The sequence below is a fragment of the Rhodococcus sp. IEGM 1306 genome, from assembly GCF_036541985.1.
Classification (GTDB): domain Bacteria; phylum Actinomycetota; class Actinomycetes; order Mycobacteriales; family Mycobacteriaceae; genus Rhodococcus_F; species Rhodococcus_F qingshengii.
This window is the reverse complement of record NZ_JAZHFF010000001.1, coordinates 550450-573800: the sequence shown is the minus strand read 5'-3', so window position 1 is coordinate 573800 and position 23351 is coordinate 550450. Positions and strand designations below refer to the sequence as shown.

Annotated in this window: 22 protein-coding genes; 6 read left to right on the top strand and 16 right to left on the bottom strand. The window is 63.3% G+C overall.

Annotated features, from left to right (window positions below):
* Window positions 1–3: 3 nt before the first annotated feature.
* The 6 genes from V3587_RS02890 to purL all read right to left on the bottom strand — a co-directional run bounded on the left by V3587_RS02890 (window position 4) and on the right by purL (window position 7623).
* A complete protein-coding gene (locus V3587_RS02890) occupies window positions 4–612 on the bottom strand; it encodes an AIM24 family protein (protein ID WP_003940441.1) in 609 nt (202 codons plus the stop codon).
* A gap of 144 nt (window positions 613–756) precedes the next feature.
* Window positions 757–2334, bottom strand: a complete 1578-nt coding sequence (gene purF, locus V3587_RS02885; protein WP_003940541.1) for an amidophosphoribosyltransferase — start codon at window positions 2332–2334, stop codon at window positions 757–759.
* Window positions 2335–2504: 170 nt separating this feature from the next.
* Entirely contained in the window at window positions 2505–2894 is a 390-nt protein-coding gene (locus V3587_RS02880; RefSeq protein WP_007733822.1) for a sterol carrier family protein, read from the bottom strand.
* On the bottom strand, window positions 2894–3550 hold the full coding sequence (locus tag V3587_RS02875) for a CPBP family intramembrane glutamic endopeptidase (RefSeq protein ID WP_042451413.1): 657 nt from the start codon (window positions 3548–3550) through the stop codon (window positions 2894–2896). The genes V3587_RS02880 and V3587_RS02875 overlap by 1 nt, the downstream gene beginning before the upstream one ends.
* Window positions 3547–5331 carry an alpha/beta hydrolase gene (locus tag V3587_RS02870; RefSeq protein ID WP_003940273.1) on the bottom strand — a complete coding sequence of 595 codons (1785 nt, stop codon included), beginning with the start codon at window positions 5329–5331 and terminating at the stop codon, window positions 3547–3549. The genes V3587_RS02875 and V3587_RS02870 overlap by 4 nt, the downstream gene beginning before the upstream one ends.
* A gap of 3 nt (window positions 5332–5334) precedes the next feature.
* Window positions 5335–7623 (bottom strand): phosphoribosylformylglycinamidine synthase subunit PurL, encoded by a 2289-nt coding sequence (gene purL / locus V3587_RS02865; RefSeq protein WP_003940379.1) that lies wholly within the window; start codon window positions 7621–7623, stop codon window positions 5335–5337.
* Window positions 7624–7874: 251 nt separating this feature from the next.
* Here purL and V3587_RS02860 point away from each other — a divergent pair, with 251 nt between their 5' ends.
* Complete coding sequence (locus V3587_RS02860; RefSeq protein ID WP_283376101.1) at window positions 7875–8852, top strand: Dyp-type peroxidase; 978 nt, start codon at window positions 7875–7877, stop codon at window positions 8850–8852.
* A gap of 27 nt (window positions 8853–8879) precedes the next feature.
* Here V3587_RS02860 and V3587_RS02855 read toward each other — a convergent pair whose 3' ends face one another.
* Window positions 8880–10199 carry a M18 family aminopeptidase gene (locus V3587_RS02855; protein ID WP_283376100.1) on the bottom strand — a complete coding sequence of 440 codons (1320 nt, stop codon included), beginning with the start codon at window positions 10197–10199 and terminating at the stop codon, window positions 8880–8882.
* Window positions 10200–10272: 73 nt separating this feature from the next.
* A complete protein-coding gene (locus V3587_RS02850; protein ID WP_020970627.1) occupies window positions 10273–10626 on the bottom strand; it encodes a VOC family protein in 354 nt (117 codons plus the stop codon).
* 67 nt (window positions 10627–10693) lie between these two features.
* Between V3587_RS02850 and V3587_RS02845 the strand changes: the two genes are divergently transcribed.
* Window positions 10694–11299 carry a hypothetical protein gene (locus V3587_RS02845; protein ID WP_283376099.1) on the top strand — a complete coding sequence of 202 codons (606 nt, stop codon included), beginning with the start codon at window positions 10694–10696 and terminating at the stop codon, window positions 11297–11299.
* A gap of 12 nt (window positions 11300–11311) precedes the next feature.
* On the opposite strand, the gene V3587_RS02840 is transcribed toward V3587_RS02845, so the two are convergent.
* The 3 genes from V3587_RS02840 to V3587_RS02830 form a co-directional block, all read right to left on the bottom strand.
* Window positions 11312–11908 carry a CatB-related O-acetyltransferase gene (locus V3587_RS02840; protein WP_283376237.1) on the bottom strand — a complete coding sequence of 199 codons (597 nt, stop codon included), beginning with the start codon at window positions 11906–11908 and terminating at the stop codon, window positions 11312–11314.
* Window positions 11909–12064: 156 nt separating this feature from the next.
* Window positions 12065–13294: an acyl-CoA dehydrogenase family protein gene (locus V3587_RS02835; protein WP_037128824.1), complete on the bottom strand. Its 1230-nt coding sequence runs from the start codon at window positions 13292–13294 to the stop codon at window positions 12065–12067.
* 91 nt (window positions 13295–13385) lie between these two features.
* Complete coding sequence (locus V3587_RS02830; RefSeq protein ID WP_283376098.1) at window positions 13386–14687, bottom strand: alpha/beta hydrolase; 1302 nt, start codon at window positions 14685–14687, stop codon at window positions 13386–13388.
* A 69-nt stretch (window positions 14688–14756) separates the two neighbouring features.
* On the opposite strand from V3587_RS02830, the gene V3587_RS02825 reads away from it, so the two are divergent.
* Window positions 14757–15368, top strand: a complete 612-nt coding sequence (locus tag V3587_RS02825; RefSeq protein WP_058037744.1) for a phosphoribosylanthranilate isomerase — start codon at window positions 14757–14759, stop codon at window positions 15366–15368.
* On the opposite strand, the gene V3587_RS02820 is transcribed toward V3587_RS02825, so the two are convergent.
* Entirely contained in the window at window positions 15356–16282 is a 927-nt protein-coding gene (locus V3587_RS02820) for a hypothetical protein (protein WP_283376097.1), read from the bottom strand. The two genes, V3587_RS02825 and V3587_RS02820, sit on opposite strands and share 13 nt — an antisense overlap.
* A gap of 209 nt (window positions 16283–16491) precedes the next feature.
* Here V3587_RS02820 and V3587_RS02815 point away from each other — a divergent pair, with 209 nt between their 5' ends.
* Entirely contained in the window at window positions 16492–17265 is a 774-nt protein-coding gene (locus V3587_RS02815; RefSeq protein WP_007733807.1) for an SDR family oxidoreductase, read from the top strand.
* Window positions 17266–17283: 18 nt separating this feature from the next.
* Here V3587_RS02815 and V3587_RS02810 read toward each other — a convergent pair whose 3' ends face one another.
* Window positions 17284–17715 carry a nuclear transport factor 2 family protein gene (locus V3587_RS02810; protein ID WP_003940510.1) on the bottom strand — a complete coding sequence of 144 codons (432 nt, stop codon included), beginning with the start codon at window positions 17713–17715 and terminating at the stop codon, window positions 17284–17286.
* Window positions 17712–18635: an alpha/beta fold hydrolase gene (locus V3587_RS02805; protein WP_042922296.1), complete on the bottom strand. Its 924-nt coding sequence runs from the start codon at window positions 18633–18635 to the stop codon at window positions 17712–17714. The genes V3587_RS02810 and V3587_RS02805 overlap by 4 nt, the downstream gene beginning before the upstream one ends.
* Before the next feature lie 111 nt (window positions 18636–18746).
* On the opposite strand from V3587_RS02805, the gene V3587_RS02800 reads away from it, so the two are divergent.
* Window positions 18747–19748, top strand: coding sequence for an NADP-dependent oxidoreductase (locus V3587_RS02800; protein ID WP_003939765.1), 1002 nt, complete (start codon window positions 18747–18749; stop codon window positions 19746–19748).
* A 54-nt stretch (window positions 19749–19802) separates the two neighbouring features.
* On the opposite strand, the gene V3587_RS02795 is transcribed toward V3587_RS02800, so the two are convergent.
* Window positions 19803–20951: a CaiB/BaiF CoA transferase family protein gene (locus V3587_RS02795; protein ID WP_283376096.1), complete on the bottom strand. Its 1149-nt coding sequence runs from the start codon at window positions 20949–20951 to the stop codon at window positions 19803–19805.
* Window positions 20948–22120: an acyl-CoA dehydrogenase family protein gene (locus V3587_RS02790; RefSeq protein ID WP_003939770.1), complete on the bottom strand. Its 1173-nt coding sequence runs from the start codon at window positions 22118–22120 to the stop codon at window positions 20948–20950. The genes V3587_RS02795 and V3587_RS02790 overlap by 4 nt, the downstream gene beginning before the upstream one ends.
* 159 nt (window positions 22121–22279) lie before the next feature.
* On the opposite strand from V3587_RS02790, the gene V3587_RS02785 reads away from it, so the two are divergent.
* Window positions 22280–23350, top strand: coding sequence for a LacI family DNA-binding transcriptional regulator (locus V3587_RS02785; protein ID WP_165639032.1), 1071 nt, complete (start codon window positions 22280–22282; stop codon window positions 23348–23350).
* Window position 23351: the final 1 nt, after the last annotated feature.

The window sequence follows — 23351 nt, the reverse complement described above, 5'->3', positions numbered from 1 at the left end:
GGTTCAGCGCTCCTCGGGCTGGATGTAGACGACTCCGGATCCGTCGAATCGCAGCGAGAACGCTTCACCGCTGCCACCGCCGATCGCAGAGCGCCAGGTGACGTCGGTGACGAAGCTCTGGTTCAGCTGGCCACGGTGAGCGACGAATGCGTCGGGATCGGCAACCAGCGGATACTGCGGGCTGACTTCGAGCGCGATGATCGGTCCGCCCTTCGACAGCACCGCCACCAGACCGGTGCCGCTGACGACCGTCGTGAACAAGCCCTGTCCGGAACCTGCGCCGCGGAGACCGGCAAATTTCACGTCGGTTCGCAGTTGGCCGACCAATGCGAGCAATTGCGAGGCTTCGACGTGCAAAGCGTCATTGTTGAGCTCGATAATCGTGATGTCCTGGGCGTCGACCGCGAAGTAGACGGTGCCTTGACCGCTGACTTCCATCAGGGACAGTGATTCACCTGCCGCCTTCTGTTTCAGCGCGGCACGCAGCCCGCCGCCACCGCCCATTCCGGCGTTCTTGAAGGTGATCGCACCCTCGTACGCCACCATCGAGCCGTTGATCGCTTTGATGGTGTCCCCCACCAGGTCTGCGACCAGGACCCGGTGCCCATCCATTCTCAGTTGCGCCACGGAGGGCACTATGCCAGATGCTCACGACGTATGCCGTGTCGTGGAACAGAAAGTCGTGAACAGAAAATCTGCCGCCCACATGCTGTGGACGGCAGATTCTCGGCTGTCGAATTTCAACGATTCTGATGTTCAGGGGCGGCTGAGCGCGCTCGCGTTGTCGTTGTCGCGAGTGGCCGTCGAACCTGCGGTGCTCTCGAGCATCCCCTCGAGGACGTTCTTGCCGATCGAGGTTTCCTTGGGAAGCGCGATCGGGTAGGTCCCGTCGAAGCACGCGGCGCACAGACGGCTGGCCGGCTGCTCGGTGGCGGCGATCATGCCTTCGGTGGAGATGTATCCGAGCGTGTCCGCTCCGATGGAACGACGCACGCCGTCGAGCATCTCCTCGAACGTCGCGTCTTGTCCGCCCGCGCCGTTGGCGATCAACTCGGCTGGTGAGGCGAAGTCGATGCCGTAGAAGCAGGGCCACTTGACCGGTGGCGAGGCGATACGGACGTGAATTTCAAGGGCGCCGGCTTCGCGGAGCATCCGGATGAGCGCACGCTGGGTGTTGCCGCGGACGATCGAATCGTCCACCACCACAAGGCGCTTGCCGCGGATGACTTCCTTGAGCGGGTTGAGCTTGAGCCTGATACCGAGCTGACGGATCGTCTGCGACGGCTGGATGAAGGTGCGGCCGACATAGGCGTTCTTCATCAAACCCTGGCCGTAAGGAATGCCTGAGCCCTGTGCGTACCCGACTGCTGCGGGGGTGCCGGACTCGGGAACGGGGATGACCAGATCACCTTCGGCGGGATGCTCGCTGGCGAGCAGACGGCCGATCTCGACGCGGGTCGAGTGGACCGAACGGCCACCGATGACGCTGTCGGGACGGGCAAGGTAGACGTACTCGAAAACACAGCCCTTGGGCGTCGGATTCGCGAAACGTGAGGAGCGAACGCCGTCGGCGTCGATCGCAAGCAGCTCACCGGGTTCGATGTCGCGAACGAACGACGCACCGACGATGTCGAGGGCTGCGGTCTCGCTGGCGACTACCCAACCGCGGTCGAGTCGACCGAGGCAGAGCGGGCGGATGCCGTGCGGATCGCGCGCTGCGTACAGCGTGTGCTCGTCCATGAAGGTGAGGCAGAACGCGCCCTCCAACGTGGGAAGCAATTCCATCGCGGCCTGTTCGATGGTGCTGTCGCCGGCAGCGTGTGCCAGGAGACCACCGATGAGGTCGGAGTCGGAAGTCGCGGCATTGGGGCGCTTGTCGTTGACCAGGCCGGCTGCACGGGTGCGGCTCGCGAGTTCAGCGGTGTTGACCAGGTTGCCGTTGTGGCCGAGCGCGATGCCGGTGCCGGCAGTGGTCGTACGGAAGATGGGCTGCGCGTTCTCCCACGTCGTGGAACCGGTGGTGGAGTAACGGCAATGTCCGACGGCGACGTGACCTGGCATCGCTGCGAGGGTCTGCTCGTCGAATACCTGGCTGACCAGGCCGAGATCCTTGAACACCAGCACCTGGGAGCCGTCGGCTACCGCAATGCCGGCAGCTTCTTGACCACGGTGCTGAAGTGCGTACAGGCCGTAATAAGTGAGCTTCGCCACATCCTCTCCCGGCGCCCAGACGCCGAATACACCGCATTCTTCGCGGGGCTCGTTCTCGTCCTCGTCGGACGGGTTCGAAGCGAGGAGATTTGGACTGTTGACCGACAGATCGGCACGAGTCACCGGGCGCTCCCTTTGTGGGCAGGGGTTGGGGGGCATCCACAGTCTACGGCCATTTTGGGACTCACTTCCCCTGAGGGCTGCCTTGGGTCTCAGATCACGCCGAAGCGAACCGGATGGTCTCTCTCTGTTACTGCGTCAACCACTCTGTCACTACGCCAACCCCTCTGTTGCTAGGTCAACCGCAGCAGTGGGAGCCAGTGCGCAATTTCGGGAGCGCGGCTACCTGAGGCGTCGACTCTTCCGTCACCTGAGGCCTCGGAGAACTCGAGCAGTCCGGTGACCATCTGCAACCACGTCCGAGCGTCCGTCTCGACGACGTTGGGCGGGGTTCCGCGCGTGTGACGCGGACCTTCGATGCATTGCACCGCAACAAACGGTGGGACCCGCACCTCGACGCTCGATCCGGGGGCGATCTGTTCGAGAGTGCGCGCACTCATCTTCACTGCCGCACCGAGTTCACTGCGCGAAGGCTTCGGCAGTTCCGGATCTCGAAGCCACGGGCCGACGGCCAGGACGGCGGCACGAAATTCGGCGGGGTCGACGGCGCGGCGGGGCGGCATCAGTTCACTCCATGTCTGCGAGTAGCGATACGAACGGCAAGTGCGCCACCGGCATTCGTGGCCAGGTGCAGCAGGGCGGGGGCAAGTACGCTGCCGCCACGGCGGTGCAGCCACTCGAACAGCAATGCCGAAGCGCCGGTGAACGCCACGGCTGCGGGAACGTTGTCGCCGGCACCGCGGGCGGGGGCGACGTGCCACAGCCCGAAGGTCAGTGCGTGAACAGCCTGCGCGGTCGGCCTGTTCAGTTCGCGGCTCCAGACGGCCGACATCGCGCTACGGAACAACAGTTCCTCGGAGAGCACCGTCCCGAACGGGATGTGCAGGATGATCCATTCGAGGAAGTCTTCGCGGCCGTCTGCTCGCTCGTCGGCAGCGAGAGTCGCGCGCAAGGACGGAACGGCCAAAGCGACGCTGTAGCCGGTGAGGACCGCCCCCGCCGCGGCTCCGCCGAACTGAGCACCACCACGAATGCCGGTGTGCGCCAAGCCGAGTTCCTCGCGGGTGTAACCACGTGCGAGTAGGACTCCGATCGCCGACAGACCGGCCGCGGTGTTGACCACGGCGCGGGCACGAGGCGAAAGACCGAATGCCGGAAGCACGACGTTGCTCCAGGTGATCGCGGTAGCGGAGAGCGCGATCGAGGCGACTCCCCTCACTTCTCGGGGCCCTCTGATTTCACGGCGACAACCAAAGCCGATCGCACCCGCTCGGTTTCTGCGGCCGTCCATCCCTCGGGCTGGGCAACGCTGATCCAGGCGTCCAGAACGGAGGTTCCGTAATTGTGACCATGGCCGTCCGGAACTCCCGCGGCGTTGCCGAGGTCGGCCGACACCTGCCAGAACGTCACGACCGGGAACCACTTCATCGACGGTGAGCGGTCGAATCCCGGTACTTCCTTGAGCCACTCGGGACGATTGAACATGAGGTCGGGCGACCACCACACCACCGGATCGGAAGGGTGCTGGACAAACAGAACTCGCGGCTCCGGCCACGTCATCCCGTCGGTCGGAATGTCTTCGGAGCGATCCGCGAACCGCACGCCGGCCAGGCCGTCCGCGTATACGGGCGCTACTTCGGGGGTGCCTGGATCGCGCCTCTTCTCGATCGAACGCCACAACTGCGTCGCGTTCGGTGGGCCAACCCACAGAATTCCGTCGGCGGTATCGCGCGCCGCCTGCAGTGTGTCGAAGGCTCCGGCGCCGGCCATGACGCCGAGGCTCTCGCCGTAGACCATGAACTTCGGCCTGGTGGCTTCCGGTTCCTGGAGCCATCTTTCGTGTACCCGCTCGATCAACAGGCGTCCGGCAGCTTGCGCCTTCTCCTGGTCGGCGAGGAACGAGATCCAACTCGGCAGGTACGAGTACTGGCTGGCGACAAGAGCAGTGTCGCCGTCGTGCACAAGTTCGATTGCCTGTGCCGCAGTGGGATTGACCCACCCCGTACCCGTCGTCGGAATGACCACGAGGACCTTGCGTTGGAAGGCGCCGGTTCGCTCCAGCTCCTTGATGACCAGATCCATACGCTCTTCGGGATCTTCGGCGCTTTCAAGTCCGGCATATACGCGAATCGGATCCATCGCAGGCTTACCGGTTGCCGCTTCGAGTTCCTGCGCGTCGAGTCCGCGCGAGACGAAGTTTCGTCCCTCGAACCCCAATGTGTCCCAGGGAGCGGCTGATTCGGGGCTACCCGATTTCATCGGATCCTGCGGTTCGACGACGCCGTCGCGAGTGGTCGAGTTCTGCAGACTGAAGATCGAGTTGGTCGCTGCATAGATTCCGCGGACCAGGACGCCGTCGACCAGCATGAAGAACAGGACGGTGACAACCAGGACACCGACGCCATTGGCCACCGACCGTGACCAGTGGAACCGCCGCATCAGCTGTCGGGCAATCAGTTTCACCAGATCGTGGAGGACCCGCCAGATCGAGATGAGCAGGCCACCGACGAGCAGGCTCAGTCCGAGGGTTCGGATGTAGCCGGAAGTGGTCGTGCCTTCGGCATCGGTCAGTGCCGCGATTTCACGTTGCCACCCGGCCGCGTAGACCAGCATGATGATCGCCGCGACGATGGACGCGACCGGAACGAAGACCTTGATCGCGGAAGGCACCGGCTCGGGCAGTGGCCACCACCGTCGCCCGCTGAGCAGGTATCGCTCGACAGCCCAACCGATCGCAGTACCGACGCCGTAGCCGATGGCCGAGTTGATACCGCCGATCAGACCTTGGAAAAGCCAATCGCGCGGCAACAGCGAAGGGGTCAACGACCAGCAGAAGAAGAACGCGGCAAACGCGATGCCGGTGAAGTCGAGTTTGAGGAGCCCCCACGCCCACTCGGTGAAGCGGTTGTCGAGCTTCTCGAGGGGTGCGGGAACAGCCAGCCGCAGGTGGTGTTCCTGCGGCTGGCTGTCAGAAGAAGTCAGTTCTCCGGAATCGACCATCTATCACCCGAACAGTGCGGGCAGCGTTCCCTCGAAGGCCTCACGGAGCTTGGCCATCGTGACGGAGAAGTGTCCCTGGACCTCGACTGAGTCGCTGCCCTCGTCGACGACCCCGATACGCGTCCACGGCAAGCCGCGGGCGGTGCACATACCGGTGAAGCGAGTCTCCTCGGTACGCGGAACTGCAACGAGGACACGTCCCGACGATTCCGAGAACAGGGTCACGAACGGATCGGCGCCCTCGGGAATCAGGATGCGGCAACCGGTTTCGCCGGCCAGCGCGGCTTCGACGACAGCCTGGGCCAGTCCACCCTCGGAGAGGTCGTGGGCTGCGGTGACGAGACCGTCACGCGAAGAGGCGAGCAAAATGTCGGCGAGCAGTTGCTCACGGGCGAGGTCGACCTTCGGCGGCACGCCACCGAGGTGACCGTGCTCGACCTGCGACCAGATGGAGCCGTCGAACTCGTCGTGGGTGTCGCCGAGCAGGATCAGCGTCTCGCCCGGCTCGAGTCCGAGGCCCGTCGGGATGCGGCGGTGAACGTCGTCGATCACACCGAGGACGGCAACCACCGGCGTCGGCAGGATTGCCGTGGATCCGGTCTGGTTGTAGAAGCTGACGTTGCCGCCGGTGACGGGGATGCCGAGGGTGGCGCAGCCGTCGGCAAGGCCGCGAACGGCCTGCTGGAACTGCCACATGACACCCGGGTCCTCGGGAGAACCGAAGTTCAGGCAGTTGGAGACGGCCTTGGGCGTTGCGCCCGTGACTGCCACGTTGCGGAAAGCCTCGGCCAACGCGAGCTGCGCACCGGTGTACGGGTCGAGCGCGGTGTAGCGGCCCGAAGCGTCGGTGGACAGTGCGATCCCGCGTCCGGTCTTCTCGTCGATGCGGATGACACCGCCGTCGGCGTTCTCGGCCAGGACGGTGTTTCCGCGGACGTAGCGGTCGTACTGCTCGGTGATCCACTTGCGGCTGCACAGGGCAGGCGAGGCGATCATCTTCAGCAGGGTCGCTTCGAGCTCGGCGTCGGTTTCGGGACGCTTCAGTCCGGCGGTCGTATTCGCGATCAAGGCATCCTGCGTTGCCGGACGCTCGACGGGGCGGTGGTAAACCGGACCCTCGTGCGCGACGGTGCGCGGGGGAACGTCGACGACGGTCTCGCCGTGCCAGGAGATGGTGAGGTGCTCACCGTCGGTGACCTCGCCGATGTCGGTGGCCAGGACGTCCCACTTCTTGCAGACCTCCATGAACGCATCGACGTTCTCGGGCGTGACCACGGCGCACATGCGCTCCTGCGATTCGCTCGAGAGCACCTCGGCCGGGGTCATTCCGGTGGCGCGCATCGGAACCTTCTCGAGGTTGATGTGCATGCCGCCGTCGCCGGCCGCAGCCAGCTCGGAGGTGGCGCAGGACAGCCCGGCGCCGCCGAGGTCCTGGATGCCGACGACGAGGCCGGCCTTGTAGAGGTCGAGACAGCACTCGATGAGCACCTTCTCGGTGAACGGGTCGCCGACCTGAACCGCGGGCAGCTTCTTACGTCCGCCGGTGTCTCCACCCTCGTCGTCGAACGTCGCCGACGCGAGGACCGAGACGCCGCCGATTCCGTCGAGACCGGTGCGTGCGCCGAACAGGATGATCTTGTTGCCCGCGCCCGAAGCGAAGGCCAGATGCAGATCCTCGACGCGCATGACGCCGGCAGCGAGGGCGTTGACCAGCGGGTTACCTGCATAGGACTCGTCGAAGACCGTCTCGCCGCCGATGTTCGGCAGGCCGAGGGAGTTTCCGTATCCACCGACACCGCGCACGACACCGTCGACGACGCGACGGGTATCGGGGGCGTCAGCAGCACCGAACCGAAGCTGATCCATGACGGCGATCGGACGAGCACCCATGGCCATGATGTCGCGGACGATGCCGCCGACACCGGTCGCCGCACCCTGGTAAGGCTCGACGTACGACGGGTGGTTGTGGCTCTCGACCTTGAACGTGACTGCCCAGCCGTCACCGATGTCGACGACGCCGGCGTTCTCACCGATACCGGCCAGCATGTTGGCGCGCATCTCGTCGGTGGTGGTCTTGCCGAAGTATCCGAGGTGGACCTTGGAGGACTTGTACGAGCAGTGCTCGCTCCACATCACCGAGTACATCGCCAGTTCGGCGTCCGTGGGACGGCGGCCCAGGATCTCCTTGATGCGTGCGTATTCGTCGTCCTTGAGACCGAGCTCCTTGAACGGCTGAGCGGCATCGGGATCAGCCGATGCGTGCGTGACGGTATCGACCTGGTGAGCAGACACTGGAGAGTGGTCCCTTCCCTACGGGAGTCAAGAGGCAAGCCGGCGCGGAGCGGGACACCACGAATGTGCCCAACGAAAGAACGTGCCGGGGGACAGTCTATCGGTGTGGGCCGACGACTTCCGCAGACGGCAGCACCCGCAACACCTCCGGGCCTGCGAAGTATCGCCCGTCACACCCGCCCCGGTTTGGGTGATCCGGTCGGTTTTCTTAAAGTCAGGGCCGGCCCACTCTCTCCCTCGAAAGGCCTCGCATGCCCCAGGATGTTCGTCAGTCCGACCTCACGGCACAGTCCCAGTCGGTGACCACTCCCCTCACTCCGGCTGCAATTTTCCTGGTCGCGACCGTAAATCAGGGTGGTGAGAACACCACACGAGAACTACTCGCCGACGTCGCCGGCCTGCAGCGCGCCGTGGGGCTGCGCGTCCCCGGATCAGGTTTGGATGTGGTGACAAGCATCGGTTCGTCGGTTTGGGATCGACTGTTCGCCGGTCCGCGCCCCGCGCTACTGCACCCGTTCGCCGCTCTACAGGGTGACGTTCACTCGGCGCCGTCGACTCCCGGCGATCTGCTCTTCCACATCCGCGCGATGAGCATGGATGCGTGTTTCGAGGTGGCTCGGCAGATCACGAAGCGACTGCACGGCGCAGCCACGGTGGTCGACGAGGTTCACGGCTTCCAGTACTTCGAGAACCGAGACCTCATCGGCTTCGTCGACGGCACCGAAAATCCGGTGGGCCGCGACGCCGTCGCCGCCGTGACTGTCGGAGACGAAGATCCTGCGTTCACCGGAGGAAGCTACGTCCATATCCAGCGCTACGTCCACAAGATGCGGGACTGGGAAGCAATCACCGTCGACGAGCAGGAACGTGTGATCGGACGCAGCAAGCTCGAGGACATCGAGATGACGTCCGAAGTGAAGCCGGCCAACTCGCACGTAGCCCTCAACGCAATCAAGGACGAGAACGGCAAGGCTCTCGAGATCCTGCGTGCCAACATGCCGTACGGGCGCCTCGGCGACGACGAGATCGGCACCTTTTTCATCGGCTACTGCCGCACGCCGGCGATCACCGAACGGATGCTCGAGAACATGTTTCTCGGCAACCCTCGCGGCAATTACGACCGTCTGCTCGATTTCTCGACGGCCGTGACGGGCTCGATGTTCTTCACTCCGAGCGCCGACTTCTTCGAGGATCTACCGGCTACACCCGCTGGGCTCTCTGCCCGTTAACTGCCCGCTCCCCCAGCTACCCGCCCTCTAACTACGCGGCGTGAGGAACGCACCGAGCGCGTCGGCATACATGCGGACATCTGCCGCGCCCATCAGCTCGCGGGCAGAGTGCATCGCGAGCTGAGGCGCGCCGACGTCGACGGTGGACAGTCCGGTGCGTGATGCCGTGATCGGTCCGATGGTGGAGCCGCACGGCAAATCGGCGCGGTGGACGTAGCGCTGCATCGGCACTCCCGCCTGATCGCACGCGAGCGCGAATTCGCCGGCACCGGCCGCATCGGTGGCGTAGCGCAGATTCTGGTTCACCTTGAGTACCGGCCCACCGTTGATCTCGATCCGATGAGCGGGCTCGTGGCGGTCCGGGTAATTGGGGTGCGTCGCGTGTGCCATGTCGCCCGACGCGCATACCGAGCCGGCCATCGCCTGCAGGAATTCTTCGCGGCCACCACCGCGTCCCAACACGATCCGCTCGAGCACGGTGTTCAGCAGGTCCGAGAAAGCTCCGCGATCGGACATGCTGCCGACCTCTTCATGATCGAAGAGTGCAAGCACTGGGACCTGCTGACCGGGCGACTCGACTGCGGCCAGAAGTGCTTGTGTCCCTGCATAACACGTGCCCTGATTGTCGAGCCTGGGGGCGCTGACCAATTCCTTGTCCACCCCCACGACTGCGCTGGGCGCAAGGTCGTGTGTCATCAATTCCCAGCCGAGAACCGACGACGCGGCTACACCCGCACGCTCGGCGACAAAGCCGATGAAAGACTTGGGCTTCGAACCCACGCCCCAGATTCCGTTGACGTGCCTCTGCGGATCCAGCGTCACACCCTTGCGATCTTCGGACAGGTGGATAGCCAGCTGCGGAACACGAAGAATCGGGTCGTCGATGCGAACCAGCTTCTGCTCCACAGTGTTTCCCACCCGGACACTCAATCGTCCGGAGATACCGAGATCGCGGTCGAGCCAGGAGTTCAGCCACGCACCGCCATACGGTTCGAGGCCCACCATCTGCCACCCGGCCGAAGTGAGGTCGGGATGCTGTTTGACCCGCAGGTTGGGGCTGTCGGTATGACCTCCGACAATCCGGAACGGAGCGGCGTTTCCCACGCCCTCGGTGCTCCAGGCGATCAGCGAACCGCCTCGCACGAGGAAGTACCGTCCGGGCTCGGCTGGCCACGACTGCGTTTCGTGGACTTCGACGAACCCGCCGGCCGTCAGCTCGGTCGCCACCGTCGCGCACACATGGAACGGCGACGGTGACGAATCGACGAAGCTGCACAAGCCGTCTGCGTCGGCCCCGGTCGGAGAAGCCGCCCCGGCCCGAGCCGTCCGAGAAGTCTGAGAAGTCATGCCTCTCATCATGCCCGAACAGGTGTCCGGGACATCGGTGGCCACGAATCAGGTGAGCACAGAATCGGTTAGCTCAGGCGTGAGGACCGGATACGCAGAACTGATTCCCATCAGGATCGAGGAGCGTCACCCAGCGGAAACCGTCCATGTTCTCGCGGTGGTGCTCGGTTGCTCCGGCCTCGACGAGCCGCGCCACCTCGGCGTCGAGATCCGGACTCCCCAAATCGAGATGGATGCGATTCTTGCCGGCGGTGGGGTCCGGGACCTTCTGGAATGCGAAGTTGGTGGCGCTGTCAGGGACCGCGACGATGTAGAACCAACCGTCGTTCTCCTCGACGATGTTTCCGCCCAACTGCGCCGCCCACCACGTTGCGAGCGGACCGGGATCGAGACTGTCGAAGGTGATCATGCCGAGTGTGAGAGTCATGCGCACACGCTAATGGAAGCCACCGACAAAGACTCTCGATCTCGGGCTGAGATGAGACGATCGTCGAATGCGACTCACAACGCTGCGCGACCGTGTTGCAGAACCACTCTTCGCAGTTTTCATCGCGACCGGCTTGCTCCTGAGCATCCTCGGAGTGCTCGCCTGGCGATTTGCCACGCCATCCACGCGAACAGAACATGTCGGAATCCAACCCCCACCACCGCCGCCGTTGGAGGACGGCAAGACCGGATACATGTGGGTGATCGACGGCTACAGCTACTCTGACGCACCACATTGGTTCCCCGCAACTGCGTGGTTTCTGACAGTCGGAACCGCTGTCGCCGTTGCCGTCTCGGCGATACTGAACGCGACGGGATGGCGGCTGGCCCGTGACACACGCGGTAGAAAATTTGCTCTTCCGCTTGCACTTTCAGCTTTCGGCACAGCCTACGGAGTCGCGGTCGCCGTTGTCGGACGAATCTGGCCGCCCACCTTCTATTCGGTGGTCCTTCCCGAACCTCGTGACCCGCAGAAGCCCTACCCCGAATCGGCCATCATCCACTTCGACCTCGAACCGAACCTGATCACCTTCACGGCCACAGGTCTTGCTGTCGGTCTTTTCGCCGCCGCTCTGCTTCACGTCCGGAACTACTCGCTCACTCGATCGAACTAGCAGATCGGTAGATCACTCGACCGCTTCGAGTTCCGCGACACTCCCGTCCGAGATCACCCGGACGTGGCGGGTGATCTTCTCGATCGGCCAGTCCCACCACGCAATTCGCACCAACTTCTCGATGTCTTCGGCACTGAAGCGGCGCTTGATCTCCGTTGCCGGGTTGCCGCCGACAATTGCGTAGTCCGGGACGTCGCGCGTTACGACGGCGCCAGTGGACACGATCGACCCGTGACCGATCCGGACACCGGGCATGACTGTCACCTTCCCGCCGAACCACACGTCGTTCCCCACGACGGTGTCACCGCGCGACGGCAAATCCTGCACCAAATCCATGTGCCTGGCCCAATCACCGCCCATGATCGGAAACGGGTAGGTGGAGACACCGTTCATACGATGGTTCGCGCCGTTCATGATGAAGGTGACACCGGTGGCCAGGGCGCAGAACTTTCCGATCACCAGTTTGTCGGGACCGTAGTGATGCAACACGTTTCGAGTCTCGAACTCTTCGGCGAACTCCGGATCGTCGTAGTAGGTGTACTCCCCTACCTCGATCAACGGGTTGTCGATCAACGGCCTCAGCAACACCACTCGCGGTTGCCCGGCCATCGGATGAACATTGGTGGGATCCGGCGCAGTGAAATCTGACGCAATGGGATCTGACGCGTTCACTGCTTACTCCGATCCGTCGGCGCGGTGTCGCCGACCGCAGCAAGACTATCTGGTTCCTGCTGCGATCGACCGACAAGCGAAAACGTACCGGTGTCAGCCCAGGAGGCCCTTGGCGATATGGGTGACCTGAATTTCGTTGCTGCCCGCATAGATCATGAGCGACTTGGCATCACGCGCCAACTGCTCGACTCGGTACTCGGCCATGTAGCCGTTTCCACCGAACAGCTGCACGGCTTCCATCGCGACCTCGGTCGCTGCGCGCGAGGAGTACAGCTTCATCGCCGACGCCTCCGCCAGGCTCACTTTGTCTCCGGCTGCGGTGCGCTCGATCGCATTGAAGACCATGTTCTGCACGTTGATTCGAGCGACCTCCATCTCGGCGAGCTTGAGCTGGATGAGCTGGAACTGCCCGATCTCACGTCCCCACAGTTTGCGGGACTTCGCGTATTCGATGCTCAGACGGTGGCATTCGTTGATGATGCCCAGTGAGAGCGACGCGATGCCGATGCGTTCGGCGGCGAAGCTCTCCTTGGCGCTGGATTTGCCGTCCGACTTTCCGCTGTCCTCGGTCTCGCCGAGCAGACGGTCCTTGGTGATGCGGACGTTGTCGAAGAACAGCTCACCTGTGGGTGAGGAGTTCATGCCCATCTTCTTGAACGGCGGGCTCTGGGTGAGACCCTCCATGCCCTTGTCGAGGATGAAGGCGAGCACCTTGCGATCGCGACGATCAACCGACGCATCGCCCTCGTCGAGCTTTGCGTACACGATCATCACGTCGGCGTACGGACCGTTGGTGATGAAGGTCTTGTTGCCGTTGAGAATGTAGTCGTCGCCGTCGCGGCGTACGTAGGACTTCATGCCGCCGAAGGCATCCGAGCCGGAGTCCGGTTCGGTGATCGCCCAGGCGCCGACGGTCTCGAATGTCACCAGGCCGGGGAGCCAGCGTTCCTTCTGCGCGAGTGTGCCGCGGCTGCGGATAGTTCCGGCGGCCAATCCGAGGCTGACACCCAACGATGCGACCAGGCCGAGGCTGACTCCGGCCAATTCGCTGTTGAGCACGACGCCCATGCTGCCGGCGCCGCTGAAGGCGCTCGACTTCTCACCGTCACCGGAGGGCGCTTCGCCGCGCTCGCGTGCCAGCGACTTCTCGAGGCCTTCGCGTGCCATGTCGGCCAGACCGAAGGTCGAGTACAGCTTGCGAATGATGTCGAACGGCGGCAGCGCACCGCTTTCGAGCTCGTCGACGTGAGGTCGCACCTCTTTGTCGATAAAGCCCCGCAAGGCGTCGCGGAACATCAGGTCGGTGTCGGACCACTCGTACATGTGCCTGAACTCCAGTCGGTGAACGATCGAGAGACTGCCGAACGGCAGCCACACACCGAATATAGAACACGTTCCAAAACCGGAACAGGATTCAGCTGATCAGTCCCATTCGCTGCGAGATCCACGTCAGCTCCTGCTCGACGCCGGCCGACCACACCGAAAAGCTGTGACCACCGGGAAGCTCGAGATACCTGGCGTCCATTCCGGCCGCTTTGGCCGCTTCGTACACCTTTTGCTGACCGGGCTTGAACTCATTGTCATCTGTTCCGACGACGAACACTCCGCCCGAGTTCGGGAACTTCCGAGTCGCCAGCAGGTCCATCGGATTCACCTTCACGAACGCCGCTTCGTCGCCGCCGAATATCTCGTCGACGGTTCGCTGTCGGTCACCGAGCGAAGGCTCCAATTGACCGGACAGATCGAGGAATGTCGGGTACACCTCGGGGTAATTGGTCGCCATCTGCAGTGAGCAGGTGCCACCGTAGGAGAGCCCGCCGATTGCCCACGCTCGCGGATTCGTGTCGATCTGGAACGCATTCGCCACCGCAGCGGGCAAGTCCTTTGCCAGATACGTGCCGACCTTGCCCTGTGACGAGTCGGTGCACAGCGGATTGGCCATCTGCGACCCTGTTCCATCGGCTATCACGACGACTGGAGCCAACCCCTCGTGATCTCGTGCAAAGGCATCCATTGTCGCGGTCAGCTTTCCGCCCTGGAGCCAGTCCTCGGGCTTGCCAGGCTGACCTGCCATGAGCACGAGCACGGGAAGAAGCGGACGCGGATTGGTGAAGTACGACGGCGGCAGATACACCTGCGCGTCGCGCGCGGAGAATCCTGAAATCGTCCCGGGGACAGGCAAAGTCGTGACCCGTCCGCGAATCGGCATGCCCTCCGGCGCTTTCCACACAGTGTCGGTGGGATCGCCGGTGACAACAGGATCGGTCGGACCGGGAACTTCACTGAGTGAGATGCGGTCGAAATCGTCGTGTCCGAACGCAATTCCCACAGTCGGATACGCGGCGAAAACCAGATTGATCTGCGTCGCGGCAGTGATGACGACCAGAACCGTCGCGATCACGGACAGGAGCGCTTTCGCGACGGTTCCGCCCGCCTTGATTCGCGGCCCGAGAAGTAGCAGCGCGTAGATACCGAGACCGATCCACACGTAGATCGACATCTCGATGGGATCGGGGAACGGCACGATCACCTTTTCGGCGGTGATCCACACGGCGATCATGATCACCAGCGCAATCAGCCCCGCGATCGGCACCGCTCTGCGGTAGTACCAGCGCACGTTCGAACCGAGCAGCCACACACCACCCAGGACCCCAAGGACAGTCAGGATCACCGGCAGCGGTCCCGAGATCAAACTGATTCGGTAGAGCCAGTCCACGTCAAGCCTCTCGCGCGTAGAAATGTCGCACGCACGAGGCTAGACGACGACGCTAGTACTCTGTATCAGGTGACATTCATCAAGGTCTGTGGCCTACGCGACGTTGACACGGTCGACCTCACGGTGGGCCTGGGCGTCGACGCCATCGGTTTCGTCTTCGCCGAGAGCGTCCGCAAAGTCGACCCCACACTCGCAGTCGCTCTGCTCGCGCGAGTTCCCGATCACATCCGTGCAATCGGAGTCTTTCTCGGCAACCCGATCGGACAGATCCTCGAGATCGCGAAGATCACCGGGCTTCGCACCGTACAGGTTCACGATCTTGTCGACGCCGAGCAAGTGCAGCGACTGCACGATGCCGGCCTCACCGTCATCCGCGCGGTCGTCTCCAGCAACGTCCGCGACGGTTACAATCTCGACCTCGGCGAGGACGAACTCCTGATCGACGGCGCAGACGCCGGATCAGGGGTGCCGTGGAACTGGGCCCAACAGCAATCCCGCCCGCAAGGCAAGTGGATCCTGGCGGGCGGACTGTCCCCGGACAACGTTCGCGACGCACTCGATGCCACCGGAGCCTGGGGCGTCGACGTCTCCAGCGGCGTCGAATCCTCCCGCGGCGTCAAGGACCACGCGTTGATCGAGAAGTTCGTGAGCGCTGTCCGCCAGACCGATCACTCGAAATAGGACGCGTAGTCACTGAAAGCGACTTGACCGGTGGGACTCGCTTTCACGGCGTCGGCAACGGCAGGCGGAATGGGAGCCCAGTGCGCAGGCATGGCCGCCGCCAGTGACGGCTTCAAGATGTAGAGCAGTGCGAAGTTCACTATCCAGAGCGGCGGTGCCATCGACATGCCGACTTCCGAATTCACATCGCCTTTGGTGTTGGCCACCAGCTGCGCTGCTCCCGAAATCTGTTGCGCTGCAAATCCGTAGACTGCCTGCACCGTGTATGCCGACTGATAGAGCGCAATCAGAGTGTGCGTTGCACCGTTGTTGCGCAACCAGGTGCCCACGAAACCGCCAGGGGCGATCAGCGTATTCACCTGTCGCGTCGGCGCATCCGCGTTGGCCGGACTCTCCAGCAATCCGTCGGGATTCACGTACAACCCGTAACTGGCCAGAACCGACGGCGTAGTGCCGGAATAGAGGGGCCGCCCGTTCGTATTGGTGAGAATCCGGGCGCATTCGTCGATCACCTCGGCATCCTCGAGATTGCCACCGACCCCACCACCGGCCATGAGGTCGCGATACTGCTCCTCGGTCAAAGTGTCGGCTGGCTCGAGTCCGATCTGCGCGGCAATCTCTTCCGCAGTCTGCTGACCGAGTGGCTGGTTGAGTTGATCCGGAGTAGTCATCTGCGTGGGCGCGACGCTCTCGTAGACCGGTGCCCCGGCAAAAGGGATCACGAACCCGGTATCGACATTCTCTGCAACCGGTTGCGCGCCGGCCATCTGAGTGGTGGCAAACGAAAGTACGCACACCCCAACCAAAGCCAGAACCGAGACGGTCCCGCGATGAGACCGTGCTCGGTGAGATTCTTGTCCACGTCTACAGCCCTCGCCTGAGAAAGCCTTGCCTGCAATTCCATTGCCGCGCATAGGTCAACCTCCCGGGACACAGTCCGGCGAATCAACTCGAGCTTGCATCTCAGTCAAACGCTGTGACCAGCGCCGTGTCAAGACACTGGTCAGGTCGAGGCACAGCGACAGCTCGCTCGATACAGGCGACAGCTCGCCCGCTACAGTGATGCTTCCATCTGAAGTGACCTCACCCCATTTGAATTGCAGGACATCTCTGGAGGCGAGCAGTGTCTGACAAGCGCGGGACCGTATTGATCACCGGTGTCGGTCGGAGCAAGTCGATCGGAGCGAGCCTCGCATTGGGCCTTGCCGAGGATGGTTGGGATCTGGCTATCGGCTACTGGGAGCCTTACGACGAACGCGTCGGGTTCGGGCGCGGAGCGCACGATCCGCAAGACATTGCCGAGAAGTGTCGCGCACTCGGAAGCCGTGTCGACCTCGTTCCTGGAGATCTGGCCTCGCCCGACGTGGCCGATCAGCTCGTTGACGCTGCCGCAGCGCGGAACGACCTCCGTGGGCTGGTGCTCTCACATTGCGAAAGCGTCGACAGCTCGATCCTCGATACCACCGTCGAGAGCTGGGAACGACATTTCGCCGTCAACGCTCGCGCCTCCTGGCTGCTGATCAAAGCGTTCGCTGAACGGCTTCCGGAACAGCGCGACGTCAGTCAGGTGGCCGGGCGGATCATCGCACTCACCAGCGACCATGCGGCCCACAATCTTCCGTACGGGGCCAGCAAGGGCGCTCTCGACCGCATCGTCATCGCCGCCGCAGTCGAACTTGGATCACGCGGCATACGAGCCAACGTCGTCAACCCAGGACCTATCGACACAGGATGGATGACACCCGCGATCAGACAGGCCACAACCCTCCAGACTCCTGCCGGCCGGCTGGGTACTCCCGGCGACACTGCAAACCTCGTTCGGTTTCTGATGTCCGACGCCGGAGGCTGGATTACGGGACAACTCCTTCACTCCAACGGCGGATTCAGTACGAACTGAGCCTTGGCCGGACTCAGTTCAGGCTTTGTAGGTCGGTAGCGTCTGCCCGAGCCTCTTACCCATTTCGGCAGCCAAAGCCGCGAGCCCGCTGGCCGGACGCACCATGACCTCGAAATCGACGATCTTGCCGTCCTCGTCGAATTCGACCATGTCGATTCCCTTGAGACTCTTGTCGCCGATGTTCGCACTGAATTCGAGCACGACCTGTCGACCGTTGGCTCCGGCGAACTGACGGTGGTACTCGAAGTTCTCGAACACCTGGATCACCGTATTGAGAATGAGCACAACGGCATCCGCGGACTGGTACGGCTTGAATCCCGTGGGCGATCGGAACTGCGCGTCGGGCGCGACGATCGTCGGTAGCGCCGACAGATCGCCGGTTTCGATCATGGTGTGCCACAACTTCAGTGCAGCTTCGACTTTCGGTTCGAGCGTCAATTCCGTGCTCATGCTTCTACCCTTCCCTCGACGTTACCTGCCGCTTGATCTACCGGCACTTGACTTGCGACGGACCACGCACTCAACACAGTTCGCACCCCGGTCACGAGTTGCAACGGCTGATCGATCATGACGTGATGTCCGGCTTCGGGAATCTCCGCCACGATGGCCTCCGTTCCGAACAATCCGCGCATGTGCTCCATGAGTCGATCGGACACGATGCCGTTCTCGGCTCGGAAATAGGCTACGCGGCAACGTGGTTCGCTGTCGAGGACATCTTCGGCGCCTACTCGGAGAAAGAAATTCGGATCGAACTTCCACGACCAACCGCCCTCGACTTCCTCCATCGACGTGGCCGCCACATGGTCACGCACCGCAGGCAGACCCGAATCCTGCGGCGGAACGAAGCGGAAACGGCCCATCGCGTCTTCCCTGGTGGGATAAACCTTCTTGGGGCCGAACGCATTCTGGCGTCGAGCCGCCTCCTCTTCGGGCGTACGCGCCTTGAGCGGAGAATCGATGATGACAACCCCGTCCAACAGTTCGCCATGCAGATGCGAGGCCACGAAAGAAACAATCCCACCCATACTGTGCCCCACCAGAATCGGCTTGCCGTCGATTCCCCCGGCCTCGGCCGCCGCCAGCACCTCGCGAGCCCACTGGGACATCGCGTAGGCGTCGCGAGTGTCACTGTCGCCGTGGCCCGTCAAGTCGAGAGCGACGACGCGGCGCCCCTCGGCGAACTGCGGCGCAATGTGATCCCACCAGCGACTGTGGGCGGCGCCGCCGTGAATCAGCACGATTCCCGGCCCCGTCGGCCCCCAAGCCCGAAAGTGCACCGAGGCACCCTCGACCTCCACCGACCCCGTCTCGACCGGCGCTGCCAACGCCCGAGTGAACCAACCAGGCGCGTCTTCGACCACATTGCTCATCGATCGAACATACATAGTCGCCAATCGGTTCATCCAACTCTTCCCAGTTCGTGATCCATCACCTATATTGAATCCGGCCTCAAGTTCAATTCGTTTCGCCGAAGGGGAGAGATGACCAACCGCCAAGTACGCCTCGCCGCCCGCCCGACAGGACTTCCCGACGCTTCCACCTGGGAATACGTCGATGCCGAGATCCCGTCCGCCGGACCGGGCGAGTTTGTCGTCAAGGTCGAATACCTCTCCCTCGACCCCGCGATGCGCGGTTGGCTCAACGACGTCAAGTCGTACGTTCCGCCGGTCAAGCTCGGTTCCGTCATGCGCGCCCACGGCGTCGGACGCATCACCGAATCACAGCACCCCGATTACCAGGTCGGGGACATCGTGGCCGGATCCTTCGGCGCTTCCGAGTACGGCGTTTCCGACGGTACAGACGTCACTCGGGTCGACGAATCGATCGCTCCCCTACCGACCTGGCTCGGCGCTCTCGGTTTTCCCGGCGTCACTGCGTATTTCGGATTACTCGACGTCGGAAAGCTGAAAGACGGTGACACCGTCGTCGTGTCCGGTGCCGCGGGTGCGGTCGGCAGTCTGGTCGGCCAGATCGCAAAGCTTCACGGATGCAAGGTCATCGGCATCGCCGGCGGTCCGGAGAAGTGCGCGTGGCTCACCGAGGACCTCGGCTTCGATGTCGCCATCGACTACAAGAACGAATCCGTATACAAGGCGCTCAAGTCCAACGCTCCCGACGGAATCGACGTGTACTTCGACAACGTCGGCGGAGAAATTCTCGACGCCGCTCTCTCCCGTCTGCGCCTCGGCGCTCGGGTGGTCATCTGCGGCGCCATCGCGGGCTACAACGCCACCGAACCTCAGCCAGGCCCTGCTCACTACCTGTCACTTCTCGTCAACCGCGCCACGATGGCCGGCTTCGTGGTCTTCGACTACCTCGATCGCTACGCAGAAGCACAAGAGCAGATCGGAAAGTGGATCAAGAGTGGCGAATTGACTGCTCGCGAGCACGTCGTCGACGGCGGTATCGACGCGTTCGGCGACAGCCTCAATCTTCTCTTCGCCGGAGCGAACACCGGAAAGCTGGTCTTGAAGGTCAGCTGAGTCGGCCACACACGCAGATCGGCCACCGGTATTCCGGTGGCCGATTCGCTTGGGTCAACTGACTCCGGACGGAGTGGGAACGCTGTCCTCCCCCAACCGCGGCGGGGCCGACCGATAGGTTGCCGGCGTGCCGCTCATCCGAATCGGATTGGCTACCTGCCGAGTCGGTGCATCGCGACGCGGATCGTCGATGGACACCACCGGATCGAGATTCAGCCGTTCCGCCAGCGCTATCGCGTCGGCGATGTCGTTGAGAGGCCCACACGGAACACCTCGCTCGGTCAGTGCCTCGAACCACGAGTCCGCAGAGCCCTTGGCCAATGCAGCAGTGACGGCGTCGAACAGTTCTTCTCGATGCGCAACCCTGGCGCTGTTGGACGCGAAACGCGCATCAGCGGCAAGTTCGGAAACTCCGAGAACCTCTGTCAACGAACTGAATTGCCGATCATTGCCGACCGCGAGGACCAGCGGACGGTCCGCGGTGTCGAATACCTCGTATGGTGCGATGCTCGGATGCCGGTTGCCCATTGCCTGCGGCACCACGCCCGCGGCCACGTAGCCGGACGACTGGTTGGCCAGTGCGGACAGCAACGAGGACAACAGATTGACCTCGACGTGCTGCCCTTCGCCTGTGCGATCGCGATGGCGCAGCGCTGCAAGGATTCCCACGCTGGCATGCAGGCCGGTGATGACGTCGACCACCGCGACACCGACCTTGGTGGGAGTCTTGGGATCGGGTCCGGTGATACTCATCAATCCGCCGACCGCCTGAATCAACAGGTCGTATCCCGGCAGAGAGTTGTTGCCACCGAAGCCGCTGATCGAGCAGTAGACCGCACGCGGATTCATTTCTCGGACAGCGTCGTAGCCCAGCCCCAGACGGTCCATCGTTCCCGGCAGGAAGTTCTGCACCACGACGTCCGCATTGCGAACCAGCTCGCGTGCACTCTCCAGATCCTCGCGCTCGCGCAGGTCCAGAGTGACCGACTTCTTGTTGCGGTTCACCGACAGAAAGTAGCTCGACTCGTCCCCCACCCACGGTGGGCCCCAGCTGCGAGTGTCGTCCCCGACACCCGGCCGCTCGATCTTGACGACCTCGGCACCCAGGTCGGCGAGAATCATCGTGGCGTACGGACCGGCGAGGACGCGGCCGAAATCAGCGATCACCAACCCGTCGAGCGCTCCGACAGCGTCTGCCGTCACCGGAAAGCTTCTTCACCGGTGAGAGCGCGGCCGATCACGAGCTGGTGAACCTCGGACGTGCCCTCGTAGGTGAGAACGGATTCGAGGTTGTTGGCGTGCCGGATCACGGGGTACTCGAGCGTGATGCCGTTGGCGCCCAGAATGGTTCGGCATTCACGGGCGATCTTGATGGCCTCGCGGACATTGTTGAGCTTGCCGGTGCTGACCTGCTCGGGGCGAACCGTCCCGGCGTCCTTGAGGCGCCCGAGGTGGATGGCGAGCAACTGCCCCTTGCCCAATTCGACTGCCATGTCGGCGATCTTGGCCTGGGTGATCTGATACGCGGCGAGCGACTTGTCGAAGACCTTGCGATCACGTGCATATGAGATCGCAGTCTCGAGGCAGTCACGTGCTGCACCCATTGCCCCGAAGATGATGCCGAAGCGTGCCTCGTTGAGGCAGCCGAGCGGGCCGGACAGTCCGCGAGCCTTGGGCAGCATCGCCGAGGCAGGCAGACGCACGTCCTCGAGCACCAGTTCCGAGGTGACCGACGCCCGGAGCGACATCTTGTTCTTGATCTCGGGGGCGGAGAATCCCGGAGTGTCGGTGGGAACGACAAATCCGCGCACGCCGTCGTCGGTTCGAGCCCAGACCACGGCGACGTCCGCGATGGAGCCGTTGGTGATCCACATCTTGGTGCCGTTGAGGATCCAGTCGTCGCCGTCGCGCTTGGCGTTGGTTCGCATACCGCCGGGGTTGGATCCGAAATCGGGTTCCGTGAGACCGAAGCAGCCGATGGCTTCACCCGCCGCCATTCGCGGGAGCCATTCTTCCTTCTGCTCTTCACTTCCGTTGTGGTGGATCGCGAACATGGCGAGCGAGCCCTGGACCGAGACGAGGCTGCGAATGCCCGAATCGACAGCTTCGAGTTCCTGGCAGGCCAACCCGTACGCCGTGGCGCTCATCCCGGCACAGCCGTAGCCCTCGAGGTGCATGCCCAGTACGCCGAGCGCGCCCAGTTCCTTGGCCAGCTCACGAGCCGGCAGTGCTGCCGCTTCGAACCATTCACCTACGTGCGGGCGAATGCGATCGTCGACCATCTTGCGGACCGTGTCGCGGATCGCGATCTCCTCGGCGTCCAGCAGGGTGTCGATGGCAAAAAGCTCGGACAGGGACTGCGGCGTGGTCACGGGGCCTCCAGTGTTCTCGGGCGCAATCCTTTGCGAGAACGATTGCGCAATCGTTTGCATCGCCTAGAGTAGAGCCCGGTTGCGCACCCGTCAATCCCCGAACTGCCGACCGACACCGAACCAACTCAGAACCGACGCAGACCAGGAGCCACGACGCAGATGACGCCCGATCCGTCGAACCGCAGCAACGGCCGTCCGCCGACGTTGCGCGAAATCGCCGACCAGGCCGGGGTCCACATCTCGACGGCGTCGCGGGTCCTCCGTCAGCCCGAGCCCGCCGACGGTTGGTCCGACTCCGCACTCCGAGTTCGTCAGGTTGCCGAGGAACTCGGTTACCAACCGAACCTGTGGGCGGCCAGCCTGCGCACCCGCAAGACCACCACTATCGGCGTCGTGATGCCGAGACTGACAGACGTTGTAGTGGCCACCATGTTCCAAGGCATCGAGGAAGCCGCCACCGCAGCCGGGTACTCCGTCTTGCTCTCCAGCCCGCCCGACGACCTGGAAGCGCAACGCAAAGCGGTCGAGTTCCTGGTGAGCCGACAGGTCGACGGTCTCATGCTGAGCAGCATCCACCTGCCGGGTACCGATTTCGTCGACTCGCTCCCCCTGCGCTCACTGCCGATCCTGCTGCTGAACCGGCACATCGACTCGGCGACGTCATCCGTCAACCGAAGCCTTCCCTTTGTCAGCGGCGACGACCGCCTCGGCGGCTACCTCGCGGGGAAGCATCTACTGGACTGCGGCTATCGCGATCTCGGAGTGATCGCGGGGCCGGATCACGCCAGCACGTCGAGGGAACGCGTCGCGGGTTTCCGCGATGCCCTGACCGAAGCCGGTCTGGAACTGCCGCCGAACCGAATAGTGGCGTCCGAGTTCGAAGTTCAAGGGGGTGTCGATGCGGCGGCCACACTGCTCAGCGGGAACACGCGCCCTGACGCCGTTTTCACGGTGAGCGACACCATCGCGATCGGCGTACTCGGTGTGGCCCGTGATCTCGGGTTGAGCATTCCCGACGATCTTGCGTTGGTCGGCTACAACGACATTCCGGTTGTCTCCCAACTCCCGGTGCCCCTGACGACGGTCAGGTCCCCCGCCCGAAAGATCGGTGCGACCGGGCTCGAGCACCTACTCGCACTGATCTCCGGCAAGAACGTCGAATCCGTGAAGCTTCCCGTCGAACTGATCGCGCGAGCCTCCACCAGAAAGCCTGCCAGTCACAAACTCTGAG